The sequence below is a fragment of the Streptomyces sp. NPDC001744 genome (genome assembly GCF_042892575.1).
Taxonomy (GTDB): Bacteria; Actinomycetota; Actinomycetes; order Streptomycetales; family Streptomycetaceae; genus Streptomyces.
This window is the reverse complement of record NZ_JBIAUG010000011.1, coordinates 134,795-146,883: the sequence shown is the minus strand read 5'-3', so window position 1 is coordinate 146,883 and position 12,089 is coordinate 134,795. Positions and strand designations below refer to the sequence as shown.

At 74.2% G+C, this 12,089-nt stretch carries 10 protein-coding genes; 5 read left to right on the top strand and 5 right to left on the bottom strand.

Annotated elements, in window-relative coordinates:
• Positions 1-111 precede the first annotated feature (111 nt).
• A complete protein-coding gene (locus tag ACFYZY_RS15810) occupies positions 112-921 on the top strand; it encodes an SGNH/GDSL hydrolase family protein (RefSeq protein WP_388693840.1) in 810 nt (269 codons plus the stop codon).
• On the opposite strand, the gene ACFYZY_RS15805 is transcribed toward ACFYZY_RS15810, so the two are convergent.
• Positions 905-1,897: a serine/threonine-protein kinase gene (locus ACFYZY_RS15805; protein ID WP_388693838.1), complete on the bottom strand. Its 993-nt coding sequence runs from the start codon at positions 1,895-1,897 to the stop codon at positions 905-907. The genes ACFYZY_RS15810 and ACFYZY_RS15805 overlap by 17 nt on opposite strands.
• Before the next feature lie 334 nt (positions 1,898-2,231).
• Between ACFYZY_RS15805 and ACFYZY_RS15800 the strand changes: the two genes are divergently transcribed.
• Positions 2,232-2,504: a hypothetical protein gene (locus ACFYZY_RS15800; protein ID WP_388693836.1), complete on the top strand. Its 273-nt coding sequence runs from the start codon at positions 2,232-2,234 to the stop codon at positions 2,502-2,504.
• Positions 2,505-2,597: 93 nt separating this feature from the next.
• Here ACFYZY_RS15800 and ACFYZY_RS15795 read toward each other — a convergent pair whose 3' ends face one another.
• The 4 genes from ACFYZY_RS15795 to hmgA form a co-directional block, all read right to left on the bottom strand.
• Entirely contained in the window at positions 2,598-3,794 is a 1,197-nt protein-coding gene (locus ACFYZY_RS15795) for a CaiB/BaiF CoA transferase family protein (RefSeq protein WP_388693833.1), read from the bottom strand.
• Positions 3,795-3,943: 149 nt separating this feature from the next.
• Positions 3,944-5,152, bottom strand: a complete 1,209-nt coding sequence (locus tag ACFYZY_RS15790) for a type ISP restriction/modification enzyme (RefSeq protein ID WP_388693830.1) — start codon at positions 5,150-5,152, stop codon at positions 3,944-3,946.
• Positions 5,153-5,212: 60 nt separating this feature from the next.
• The gene (locus ACFYZY_RS15785; RefSeq protein ID WP_388693828.1) at positions 5,213-5,962 is read right to left on the bottom strand and encodes a GntR family transcriptional regulator; all 750 of its coding nucleotides are present in this window, start codon (positions 5,960-5,962) and stop codon (positions 5,213-5,215) included.
• Between the two features lie 40 nt (positions 5,963-6,002).
• Complete coding sequence (gene hmgA / locus ACFYZY_RS15780; protein WP_388693826.1) at positions 6,003-7,325, bottom strand: homogentisate 1,2-dioxygenase; 1,323 nt, start codon at positions 7,323-7,325, stop codon at positions 6,003-6,005.
• A 188-nt stretch (positions 7,326-7,513) separates the two neighbouring features.
• On the opposite strand from hmgA, the gene ACFYZY_RS15775 reads away from it, so the two are divergent.
• From ACFYZY_RS15775 to ACFYZY_RS15765, 3 genes are read left to right on the top strand one after another with little or no spacing between them, the layout of a single operon-like run.
• On the top strand, positions 7,514-9,823 hold the full coding sequence (locus tag ACFYZY_RS15775) for a right-handed parallel beta-helix repeat-containing protein (RefSeq protein WP_388693825.1): 2,310 nt from the start codon (positions 7,514-7,516) through the stop codon (positions 9,821-9,823).
• A complete protein-coding gene (locus ACFYZY_RS15770) occupies positions 9,820-10,632 on the top strand; it encodes a hypothetical protein (protein WP_388693823.1) in 813 nt (270 codons plus the stop codon). Before ACFYZY_RS15775 ends, ACFYZY_RS15770 begins: the two co-directional genes overlap by 4 nt.
• A complete protein-coding gene (locus ACFYZY_RS15765; protein WP_388693822.1) occupies positions 10,629-11,978 on the top strand; it encodes a hypothetical protein in 1,350 nt (449 codons plus the stop codon). Before ACFYZY_RS15770 ends, ACFYZY_RS15765 begins: the two co-directional genes overlap by 4 nt.
• The last annotated feature ends 111 nt before the right edge of the window (positions 11,979-12,089 follow it).

Genomic DNA, 12,089 nt, shown 5'->3' with positions numbered 1-12,089 from the left:
CTCCAGAGGATTTCGGCAATCCTTCATCCCCGCTTTTGACATGAACACTTCCGGCCGGGCGATTCCGCTGCTACTACCTGGTAGCGCAGAGACCCTGCTACAGGAGGTCCCATGAGACTGACCCGATTCACCGCCCTCTCGTCCTCGCTCCTGCTCGGTGCCGTCCTCGCCCTCACCGGGGCGGGCGCCGCACAGGCCGCCGGAACCGCCGCGGCCGTCGACTACGTGGCGCTGGGGGACTCGTACTCCTCCGGTGTCGGCGCCGGCAGCTACGACAGCGCCAGCGGCGACTGCAAGCGGTCCACGAAGGCGTACCCCGTCCTCTGGAAGAACGCGAACGCCCCCGCCTCGTTCGCCTTCACCGCCTGCTCGGGCGCCCGAACGGGTGATGTGACCGCGAATCAGCTCGGACCCCTCTCGACCGCCACCGACCTGGTCTCCCTCACGATCGGGGGAAATGACGCCGGTTTCGCCGACGTCATGACGACCTGTGTGCTCCAGTCCGAAACCACCTGCGTGAACCGTGTGAATCAGGCCAAGGCGTACGTCGACTCGACCCTGCCCGGCAAGCTCGACTCCGTGTACAACGCCATCGCGGCCAAGGCCCCCAACGCCCGGGTGGTCGTCCTCGGCTACCCGCGCTTCTACCAGCTCGGCGGGAGCTGTGTGGCCGGCCTGAGCGAGGGCGAGCGCAAGGCCATCAACGGGGCCTCCGACTACCTCAACGCGGCCATCGCCAAGCGCGTCGCCGACCACGGCTTCACCTTCGCGAGCGTCGTCCCCGCCTTCACCGGCCACGAGATCTGCTCCGGCTCCGCCTGGCTGCACAGCGTCAACTGGCTGAACATCGGCGAGTCCTACCACCCCACCGCCGCCGGGCAGTCCGGCGGCTACCTGCCCCCCTTCAGGGACGCGGCGTAACCCCTCCGCCGTCCGCCCCCGGGGCGCCGGAACCGGCCGGAGCGGTGCTCGTGACACCGCCCGGCGCACCCGGTCCGGCGCCCCGCCCGTCGTCCTCCACCCAGTGGTAGACCAGCGCCCCCGCGATCAGCAGCGCCCCGACGACCCCCGCCACCAGGACGGGGGTGCGGCGGGACGCGCTCCGCCGGGGCGTTCCGCCGTCCCGCTCCGCCGGGGCACCGGCCGCCCCGCGCGCGTCGTCGTCCCCGTTTTCCCGGGTGCCGGGAGGAGGGGCGGCCGCCCCCGTCCCCGCCGGGTCCGCCGCCCGCGCCCCGCCCCCGGCGATCCGGCGCAGCTCGCGCTCGATCCCGTCCGCCGTCGCGGGGCCGGAGTCCTCCGCCCCCAGGAGCGCGTCGACCACCGCGCCCAGCGGCCCGGACCGGTCGTCCGTCGCGGCCTCCAGGAGCGTCCCCAGGGAGCGCAGGTCGGCCGCCGGGTCCGTGGCGCCGTCCGGTCCGGCGCCGGCGCCGGTGACGAAGCCGGTGACGGCGACCCGGCCGTCGTTCCCCAGGAGGACGTGGTCGGGCCGCACGCCCCGGTGCGGAACGCCCGCCTCCCGCGCGGCCCGCAGCCCGGCCAGGACCTCGGCGCCGACGCGCGCCGCCTCCCGCCGGGGCAGGGGGCCGTCCGCCTCCAGGGTCTCCGCGAGGGAGAGGCCGCGGACCAGCTCCGTCACGACCCAGGGCCGGCCGTTCTCGGAGGCCACCCCGAGGACCCGCACGACGCAGGGGTGGGAGATCCGGGCGGCGGTTCGCGCCTCGCGCTCCCGGCGCGCGTGCAGCGGGGGAACCTCGTCCGCCGGGAGGCCGGGCGGGACCCGGGGCTCCTTCAGGGCCACCTCGTGGCCGTCCGTCTCGTCCAGGGCGCGCCAGACAGTGCCCGTCGCCCCCTCGGCCAGGACGTCCAGAAGCCGGTAACGACCCGCGATCACCGTCATGGCCCCACGGTAGCCGAGGGGCGTCGTCACCGCTCCGGTGCGACGGCGGACCATCGGTGGGATCCGGCGACGCGCCCGGTGGTGGATCTTGGTGGCGGAGATCACACCGGCTTCCGTGCCCCCGGTCGTCGCGCCGGAGTGCAGGATGGTTCATGACGTTTCGACAGGTGTTCGATGCCTGTCCAACTCGCCCTGGAATCAGATGGATTCGGAGGGTGATCGTCAACCCCCGTACGAGTGCGTCGAATCCCGCCGCCGGGATACACGAGTGTCGTGACGGGGCGATAGGGTTAACCTGCCCGGGTCGGGTGCCCTTGTACGGGTGGGGAGTGACATGGAACAGATAGCAATGCGCAGCAGGCCGCGAGTGCCTGCCATCACCTGCGGGAGCAGCGCGACCAGTTCGCGGCTCGACCGCCATCTCGCGGTGCTCGGCGGACCCGCCGTGCCCCGGCGCGAGGCGGCCGAGGCGACCCTGCTGATGCGGGAACTGACGGCACGTACGCACGACACGCCGGTGCGCGGACACCGCAGCCGCAGCGCGCGGGTCTCGCTCTTCGCCCCGCTCCGCCGTCTGCGCCGTTCGCTCTTCGGCACCCGTCACTGATCCGGCCGCCCACGCGGCCCCGACGCGACTCCGCCGGACGTGTCCCCGCCCGTCCGGCGTTCAGTCGTGTTCGCACCCCTCTGTCCGCCCCCGTCAGGCGACCACACCCGCCTCCCGCAGCTCCCGCACCTCCGCCGCGCACAGCCCGAGTCCGGTGAGCACCTCGTCCGTGTCCTGACCGAGCGCCGGAATCCGGTCCATCCGCGGTTCCGGCGCGTCCGGGAACACGATCGGCGGAAGCAGGGCCCGCAGAGGCCCGGCCGGCGACTCCACCTCCCGCCACCGGTCACGTGCCGTCAGCTGCGGGTGATCCGCCAGCTCCGCCACCGAGTTGAGCCGGGCGCAGGCGATGCCCGCCGCGTCGAGACGGGCCAGCGCCTCGTCCGCCGTCAGCGGGGCCAGGGCCCGCGCGACCACCGCGTCCGTCGCCGCCCGCCCGGCCACCCGCGCCGCGTTCGTCGCGAAGGCCGGATCGTCGGCGAGACCGGGCCGGCCGAGAACCCGCCCGGCGAGGCGCCGCCACTCCCGGTCGTTCTGCACGGAGAGCAGCACCAGACTCCCGTCCGCCGTCGGATAGGCGTCGTACGGGGCGATCACCGCGTGCGCGAGGCCCGTGCGCGCCGGGGCCGTGCCCCCGTGCATCCCGTGGTGCAGCGGGTGCCCCATCCACTCGGCGAGCGAGTCCAGCAGGGAGACCTCCACCGGCCCGCCCAGGCCGGTCGCGCCGCGCCGCACGAGAGCGGCGAGGACGCCCGCGAAGGCGTACATCCCGGCGGCGATGTCGGCCGCCGGGACACCCGACTTGACGGGGTGCTCCGGGGTGCCGGTCACCGACACCAGGCCCGTCTCGCACTGGACGAGCATGTCGTAGGCCCGCCGGTGCGCGTACGGCCCCTCCGCCCCGTACCCCGAGACGTCCACCGCGATCAGCCGGGGGTGCGCCGCGCACAGGGTGGCGGCGTCGAGGCCGAGGTGGGCCGCCGCCCCCTGCGCGAGGTTCTGCACGAAGACGTCGGCGCCCGCCACCAGCCGCCGGGCGAGGGCCAGGCCCCGGGGGTCCTTGAGGTCGAGCGCCACCGACTCCTTGCCCCGGTTGCACCACACGAAGTGGGAGGCGAGGCCCCGGGCGGCGGTGTCGTACCCCCGGGCGAAGTCGCCGCCGTCGGGACGCTCGATCTTGACGACGCGGGCGCCGAGGTCGGCGAGCTGCCGGGTGGCGAAGGGGGCGGCGACCGCCTGCTCGACGGCGACGACCGTGACCCCCGCGAGGGGGAGTGGCTGAGTGCTCATGACCGTCCTGCCTATCCTGCCGGGCCACCCCCTGTCATCAGGGGATGCGTCACCCCGCCGGTCCGGGCGGGACACGGCGGGGCCGGGTCCGCGCGGGAGCGGGCCGGATCCCGTCGCTGCCGGGTGCGGGCCGCCGCCCGGCTCCCCGGTCACAGGAGTGCGAACTGCCCCTCCGGGCCCTCCTCCGGGTGATCCAGTACGGACGCGGGGCGGCGGGTCCCGGCCGGCGGCGGCAGCACCCCGGCGGCCCGCAGGTCCGCCGCGCCGGCCGTCCCCGCGGCGAGGGCCGCCCGCTCCGGCTCCCGCGCTCCCAGCAGCGCGAGCACGGTGATCAGGCCGAGCAGCTCCGAGGTCCACTCCCGGGGCCAGGCGGCCGGGCCGATCGCCTCCAGGGAGCCCGGCTCCGCGGGGGCGGTGCGGCACGCGAACCACCGCTCCAGGACCCGCACCCCGCCCACCCGGTACTCCCACGCCTCCGCCGGCACGGGGGAGATCCGGCCCCCGTCGAGCTCCAGCGCCTCGTTCTCCGGGTCGTACGCCATCGTCGTCGGCCGTGCCGGGACCGCCGCCCGCACATAGGGGCGGCGCCCGCCCGGCAGCCTCGGTCCCGTGCCGCTCAGGGCGCCGCGCAGCTGCACGTCGGCCAGCTCCCGGCCGAGCGCCACGCCCGCGGCCCAGACCTCCCGGTCGGCGGGGAGCGGAACGCGGCACCCGGCGGGGGAGGGGCGCGCCGCCGCCACCGTCCACGCCAGCCAGTCGCGCGGGGTGACCCCGTGTCCGTACCGCTCGCCGAGGAAGGCCAGGAGGCCGGGCGCGAGATTGGGCTCGCGGCCGCCGGGGCGCCGGAACAGCGGGCGGACGCGGCCCGGACGGCCCGTCGGGGAGCGGCCTCCCGGCAGGGCGGCCGTCACCAGGAGCGGGGGGCCGGCCGCTCCCGGCCCGTACCCCTGCTCGACGGCGAAGAGCTGCGGCTCGCCGGCGACCCGCCACAGCTCCGGCCGCGCGGAGTCGATCAGCCGGTGGTCGGGGAGCAGCCACTGTTCGTCGAACGGCCCGTGCGCCACCCGTACCGGCTCCGGGCAGGGGCCCGGCTCGCGGGCGAACCGCGCGGTCCCGGTCCGCTGTCCGGGCAGCGCGGCCACCGCGCTCGCCGTGGTGCGCGCCCCGCTGGGCCGGAACAGCGCCTCCCGCTCGGCCCCCTCCGCGGCCACGAGCCGGTCCCAGCGGGCCCGCAGCGTCCGCGCGTCGGGAGCGACGATCCAGGAACGGCCGAGCCGGGGCGGGGCCACGGACCACGGCATCAACTCGTCGAGGAGGGGCGCGTCCTGGGGCCGGGCGTCATCCGTCACGCCCCGCATGCTAACGACCGCCGTCGGTGGTCCTCCACCGGTACGGGGACCGGTGGCGGCGGCCGCCGGTCAGTCGGCCTCCACCGTGACCGTGAAGGAGAAGCGGTCGCCCCGGTAGCGGATGCGCGCCACGTCGACGACCCTGCCGTCCTCGTCGTAGGTCACGCCCGTGTAGTGGAGGATCGGGGAGAGCAGCGGGACCCGGAGCAGCCCGGCCGTCTCCGGATCGGCGAGACGGGCCTCGACCGTGTCCGTGATGCGGCTGATCCGCACGCCGACCACGTCCCGCAGCACCTTCGTCATCGGCCAGCGCTCCAGGTCCGCAGGGTCGATGGCGGCGGCGAGCGCGGGAAGCACGGCGTTCTCCGCCCAGTTCGTGGGCTCCCCGCTCTCGCCGTCGCTGCGCAGCCTCCGGTACGCCACGATCTCCGGCACGTCCGGGAAGTACTCCGCCAGTTCCCCGGGCACGGGTCCGGTGCCGTGCCCGAGGACCGTCGTCCGTTCGCCCGACTGCTGGGCCACGATCGCGTCGATCGAGCCGAGCAGCCGGCGCGGGGCGGAACGCCGGGCGCCCGGCTCGATGAAGGTGCCGCGCCGCCGGTGCCGGCTGATCAGACCCTCCTCCTCCAGCTCCTTGAGGGCCTGGCGCATCGTCAGCACGCTCACGCCGTAGTGGGCCGCGAGCTGCTCCTCGGTGGGCAGCCGCAGCGAGGCGTCCGGCGTCCGGCCCAGTATCGAGGCGCGCAGCGACTGCGAGACCTGGTACCAGAGCGGCAGCTTGCGGTTCAGGACCAGCGAGTCGGGAGCGAAGGCGGTCACGGGTCCTCCGTACGGGAGCTGCGGGCTTGTGGCCGGGATGCTACGGCCGGAAGTGGCGCTCCAGACCCTGCCACACGTCGTCGTACCCCTTCTGCAGATGGTCGGCGTCCGCGGCCTGCGGGGTCGTCGTCACCGGCCAGCGGGTCTCGAACATGAAGGCCAGGCCGTCGTCGATCTTCTGCGGCCCCAGTTCGGCGGCGCTGGCCCTGTCGAAGGTCTCCCGGTCGGGCCCGTGCGCGGACATCATGGTGTGCAGCGAGCCGCCGCCCGGGACGAAGCCCCCCTTCCCGGCGGTCTTCGCGTCGTACGCGCCCTCGATCAGGCCCATGTACTCGCTCATCACGTTCCGGTGGAAGTACGGCGGCCGGAAGGTGTCCTCGCCGACCAGCCAGCGCGGGGCGAAGACCACGAAGTCCACGTTCGCGAGCCCCGGGGTGTCGGTGGGCGAGGTGAGCACCGTGAAGATCGACGGGTCGGGGTGGTCGTACGAGATCGTCCCGATGACGTTGAAGCGACGCAGGTCGTAGACGTACGGGGTGTGGTTGCCGTGCCAGGCGACGACGTCCAGCGGGGAGTGCCCGTACGTCGCCGACCAGAGGTTGCCGCAGTACTTGTTGACGACCTCGACCGGCCCCTCGACGTCCTCGTAGGCGGCGACGGGGGCCCGGAAGTCACGGGCGTTGGCCAGGCCGTTGGCACCGATCGGGCCCAGGTCGGGGAGCTGGAAGGGGGCGCCGTGGTTCTCGCAGACGTACCCCCGGGCGGTCTCGTCGAGCAGCTCGACGCGGAAGCGGACCCCGCGCGGGACCAGCGCGACCTCGCCGGGGCGGGCGGCGAGCAGGCCCAGCTCGGTGCGGAGGAGGAGGCCGCCGCGCTCGGGGACGATCAGCAGCTCGCCGTCCGCGTTCCCGAAGACCCGCTCCATGGAGGCGTTGGCGTGGTAGAGGTGCACGGCCATGCCGGTGCGCCGGGACGCGTCCCCGTTGCCGCCGAGCGTCCACAGGCCGGCCAGCCAGTCGGTGCCCGGGGCCGGGTCGGGCAGCGGATCCCAGCGCAGCCGGTTGGGATCGGGCACGGTCTCGGTGAAGGGGGCGCCCCGCAGCGCGCCGTTGTCGATCCGGGTGTACGGCGGATGCGCGGCCGACGGGCGGATCCGGTAGAGCCACGAGCGGCGGTTGTGGGCCCGGGGCTCGGTGAAGGCGCTGCCGCTGAGCTGCTCGGCATAGAGGCCGAGGGGCGCGCGCTGCGGCGAGTTGCGGCCGTGCGGCAGCGCGCCGGGGACCGCCTCCGAGCCGTGCTCGTTGCCGAAACCGGTGCTGTAGGTGAGCGCCTCGGCCGTCTTCCTGGCCTGCTCCGTGTTCATCGCCCGCTCCTGTCCTGAGCCCGCAAGGGAATCCTATGGGTGACCGTAGGATTCCGCGCGGCTCCCGTCAACGGGGCGCCACCGGAAGCGACCGGAAGGCGCCGGGAGCGGGTGTGCGCGCCGGGCGCGAGGACCGATGTGTGCGCGAGGGGGTCAAAAAAGGTGAACATTGCTCTACTCTCACGCGCATGTCCCGGACCCGAAGGTTCCTCCTCGCGCTCTCGGTCGTGCTCGCGGCGCTCGCCGCGGCCCTGTTCGCCGCACCCGGGGCCCAGGCCCACGAGGAGCGGCCCGTCACCTTCCCCGACGGCTCCGGCAGCGTGCCGAAGCTCCGCACGGGCGAACCCGACCTCCTCGTCTGCAAGACCGACCGGACCGACTTCGCACGCCGGATCTCCGGTTTCCCCGCCGCGCTCAAGGCCCGGAACCTCGCCCTCTTCGAGCGCTGCACGGCCTCCGGGTACCGCCACCTCCAGCAGGCCGTCGACGCCGTCGACCGGCCCGGACTCACCATCGCGCTGCTCCCCGGCCTCTACGAGGAGGAACCCTCGCAGCCCCCGCCCACCGGCGCCTGCGCCGCCCTCGACGCCCCCGACTCCGCGCTCGGCTACCAGATCCTCGACTACGAGCAGCAGCGGCAGTGCCCGCACAACCAGAACCTGGTCGCGATCCTCGGCAAGAAGGAGCTCCAGATCGAGGGCACCGGCGCGTCCCGCCGCGACGTCGTGATCGACGCCGGGTACCGGAAGCTCAACGCGATCCGGGCCGACGGCTCGGACGGCGTCTACTTCCGGAACTTCACCGCCCAGCGCACCACCTTCAACTCGCTGTACGTCCTCGCCGCCGACGGCTTCGTCATCGACGACGTCCTCACCCGCTGGAACGACGAGTACGGCTTCCTCACCTTCGCCTCGGACCACGGCCTCTACAAGAACTGCGAGTCCTACGGGAACGGCGACTCCGGCATCTACCCCGGCTCGGCCTCGAACATCAACGACGGCCGCGGATACGACGTCCCCCGCTACTCCATCGAGATCACCGGCTGCCGCAGCCACCACAACATGGTCGGCTACTCCGGCACCGCCGGGGACTCGGTCTGGGTCCACGACAACGAGTTCGACCACAACATGGGCGGCGCCTCCATGGACTCCGCCTTCCCCGGCCACCCCGGGCTCCCGCAGAACCACGCCCGCTTCGAACGCAACCTGATCCACGACAACAACCAGGACTACTACCCGTACGTCGCCGACGGCACCTGCGCCAAGCCGCCCGCCGAACGCGGCTACGAACAGGGCGTCGTCTGCCCCCAGATCTCCATGCCACCGGGCAGCGGCATCATCACCGCCGGCGGCAACTGGAACCTCTACGAGGACAACTGGGTCTACGGCCACCGGCGCACCGCCTTCTACCTGAACGCCGTCCCCGCCTTCATCCGCGGTGAGTCCGCCTGGGGCAAGCAGACCGACACCTCCCACCACAACCGCTACGCCGGCAACCACCTCGGTGTCGACCGGTCCGGAGCCTCCCGCCCCAACCGCACCGACGTCTGGTGGGACGGCCAGGGCGGCGGCAACTGCTGGCAGGCGGACGCGGGCGCGAGCTCCCCCGGCGTTCTGCCCCGGTGCGGAGCCCGCCGGGGCGAGGTCTCCGGCGCCACGGACCGCCTCGTCGGCGAACCGGTCAAACTCGCCCAGCTCCTCGTCTGCGCCGACTACAACGTCCAGGCGCGCCGCCTCCCGGCCGGCTGCGACTGGTACGGCGCCCGCGGCCTCGAACGCGTCGAGGTCCAGCTCGCCCTCGGCTGCGCCCTCGTCCTCGCCCTCACCGGTGGCGCCCTGTGGTGGCGCCGGCTGCGCGGCCACCGGCTCGCGGGCGCGGCCACCCTCATCGGCCTCACCGGTCTAGCCCTGGACGTGGCCGGCTCGACCCTCACCCTCACCCCGACGTTCGTCCCGGCCCTCGCGCTGCTGCTCACCGGCGTCTGGTGGACCCTGCTCGGCCTCGCTCTGCGGCCCGTCCGGCCCGTCTTCGCCCGGATCACCCTGGCCCTCGGCGCCCTCACCCTCCTCGACGCCTTCGACAAGGCGGTCCTCATGATCCCCGGCATCCCCCTGAGCCCCGCCTGGCTCCGCCTGCTCCTCGGCGGCATCTGGGTCCTCTGGGCGGTGGTCGCGTCGAGCGGGCGGCCTTCGGGCGACGGATCGGAACGGGGATCGGGCGACGGATCGGAACGGGAGGCGGTGTCCGGTACAGACGCGGCACCCGGAGCCGGTACCGAGGCGGCGCCCGGAGCCGGAGCCGGGGATGGGGGTGGAGCTGGGAGCGGGGGCGGACCCGCACCCGATTCGCGTCCTGTTCCCGCGGCCGGTTTCGACCCCGACCCCGACCCCGACCCCGACCCCGGTCCCGGTCCCCGGCCCGGCTCCGGTCCCCGGCCCGGCTCCGGTCCCGTACCCCCGTCCTCCGGCACCCGGCCGCACGGAGAGGAGGCGTCATGACGCGCGCGTACGGGTCCGGGTTCCCCGGCCGCCGGTTCGGCGCTCTCTGCCTGACGTTCGTCCTGTGCGCCCTCCCGGTCCTCACGGGTTGCGGCGGCCGGGCCACCACCCATCACAAACCCGGTACCAGCCACCAGGAGGCCGCCGGTGGCGGCACCCTGCTTCCGGCCCGGGACGAGGCCGGGCACCGGCTCCGGGAGCTGCCCGCCGCCGACGCGCCCACCGTCCGGGTCGAGGCGCGGCCCGATCCCGAGGGCGGCTGGAACATCCACCTCACCGTGGAGAGGTTCCGCTTCACCCCCGAGAGCACCGGCGGCGCGGCCCTCCCGGGCCGGGGCCACGCCCGCCTCCTGGTGGACGGCCGCGAAACCGGCCGCCTGTACGGTCCCTGGGGGTACGTGCCGGCGGGCTCCCACGCCCTGACCGTCCGGCTCCACGCGGACGACCACACCGTCTGGGCCGTCGCGGGCGCCCCCGTCCAGGCCACCGCCCGCCTGGACGACACCCCCACCGCGACTGCGCCACAGACCCCGAGCCCCACCGAAACCGGCCGGACCGTCACCCTCGCCCTCGTCGACGGCACCGTTCGTCCGCCCCCTTCCCGGATCGAGCTGACGAAGGGTGAACGCCTCACCCTCCGCGTCACCAGCGACCGGGCCGACACCCTCCATGTCCACGGCTACGACCGTGAACTGCCCCTCTCGCCCGGCACGCCCGCGTCCCTCACGCTCACGCTGGACCGCACGGGTCTTTTCGAGGTCGAGACCCACGAGTCCGGACTCGTGCTGACCCAACTCGCCGTCCGATGAACGGATTCCTCGCCCACCTCCCCGCTCCGGCCTCCGCCGACCTCCTCGCCCCGGCTCACGCCCATGTCCCCGCCCCGGCTCCCGTCCTCCCACTCGCCCACGGCGTGGGCTCCCGGCACGACCTCCCCCTCTCGCCCTTCTACGCCTACGCCGGTGCCCTCACCGCGCTCCTCGTCTCCTTCCTCGCCCTGGGCCTGCTCTGGTCCTCCTCCCGCTTCCGGGGCGACCTGGCCGGACGCCCCCTCCCCGCCTCCTTCCAACGGGCCGCCGACGCCCCGGCCACCCGCGCCGCCCTCCGTGTCCTCGGCTCCGCCGTGAGCCTGGTCCTCCTCCTCCACCTCCTCCTCGGCCCGGACGACCCGGACCTCAACCCCGCTCCCGGCGCCCTCTACGTCCTCCTCTGGGTCGGACTCGTCCCCGTTTCCCTCCTGTTCGGTCCCGTCTGGCGTCTTCTCAACCCCCTGCGCGCCCTGCACTCCCTCCGTCCGCCGCGTGATCCCCGCCCGCTGCCCGCGGCCCTCGGCATCCGCCCCGCCGCCGCCGGACTCCTCCTCTTCACCTGGCTCGAACTCGTCGCCCCCGACAACACCTCCCGCACCGTCCTCCTGTCCGCCCTCGCCGCCCACGCCGGCTTCCAGCTCCTGGGGGCCGCCCGCTACGGCGACCGGTGGTTCGCCCACGCCGATCCCTTCGAGGTGTACTCCTCCCTCCTCGCCCGACTCTCCCCGCTCGGTCGCCGGGCCGACGGCCGACTGGTGCTGCGTTCTCCGTTCGACGGCCTCGACTCCGTCCCCGGCCTCCCCGGTCTGGTCGCCACCGTCTGCGTCCTCCTCGGCTCCACCGCCTACGACGGCCTCTCCGACAACCCCCGCTGGATCACCACCCTCCAGACCTCACCCCTCGGCCCCGTCCCCACCGCCACGTTCGGCCTCCTCGCCGCCGTCGCCCTCGTCGCCGCCTGTTACGGTCTCTGCGCCGGCGTCCTGCGTCTGATGGACCGTGGACTCACCACTCCGCTCACCTCCTTCGCCCACGCGCTGCTCCCCATCGCCCTCGGCTATCTCACTGCCCACTACTTCTCACTCTTAGTCACTGAATTTTTACGCATAGTGATGATGATGGTGGGTATGGTCCCCGCGTCCGCTCCCGATCCACCGCTGGGACCCGAAGGGCTCGCGACCCTCCAGGTGACAGCCGTCGTCACCGGTCACGTCCTCGGTGTCGTCGCGGCCCATGACCGGTCCGTGCGACTCTTCCCGCCCGCCCGGGCCGTCGCCGGCCAACTGCCCCTGTTCATCCTGATGATCGTGTACACGCTCGGCGGCATCGCCCTGCTCGTCGCCTGAGGCCGGACCCCTCCGAAGCCCACCTCGCCCGAAGTCCGATCCCGGTCCGAGCCCCGTCCCTCGGCCGGTCCGAGCCCTGTCCCTCGACCGGTCCGGGTGGGCGGCATCATG

Coding starts and splice junctions, on each gene's coding strand:
- ACFYZY_RS15810 (WP_388693840.1), top strand. CDS start 112: ATGAGACTGACCCGATTCACCGCCCTCTCGTCCTCGCTCCTGCTCGGT.
- ACFYZY_RS15805 (WP_388693838.1), bottom strand. CDS start 1,897: ATGACGGTGATCGCGGGTCGTTACCGGCTTCTGGACGTCCTGGCCGAG.
- ACFYZY_RS15800 (WP_388693836.1), top strand. CDS start 2,232: ATGGAACAGATAGCAATGCGCAGCAGGCCGCGAGTGCCTGCCATCACC.
- ACFYZY_RS15795 (WP_388693833.1), bottom strand. CDS start 3,794: ATGAGCACTCAGCCACTCCCCCTCGCGGGGGTCACGGTCGTCGCCGTC.
- ACFYZY_RS15790 (WP_388693830.1), bottom strand. CDS start 5,152: ATGCGGGGCGTGACGGATGACGCCCGGCCCCAGGACGCGCCCCTCCTC.
- hmgA (WP_388693826.1), bottom strand. CDS start 7,325: ATGAACACGGAGCAGGCCAGGAAGACGGCCGAGGCGCTCACCTACAGC.
- ACFYZY_RS15775 (WP_388693825.1), top strand. CDS start 7,514: ATGTCCCGGACCCGAAGGTTCCTCCTCGCGCTCTCGGTCGTGCTCGCG.
- ACFYZY_RS15770 (WP_388693823.1), top strand. CDS start 9,820: ATGACGCGCGCGTACGGGTCCGGGTTCCCCGGCCGCCGGTTCGGCGCT.
- ACFYZY_RS15765 (WP_388693822.1), top strand. CDS start 10,629: ATGAACGGATTCCTCGCCCACCTCCCCGCTCCGGCCTCCGCCGACCTC.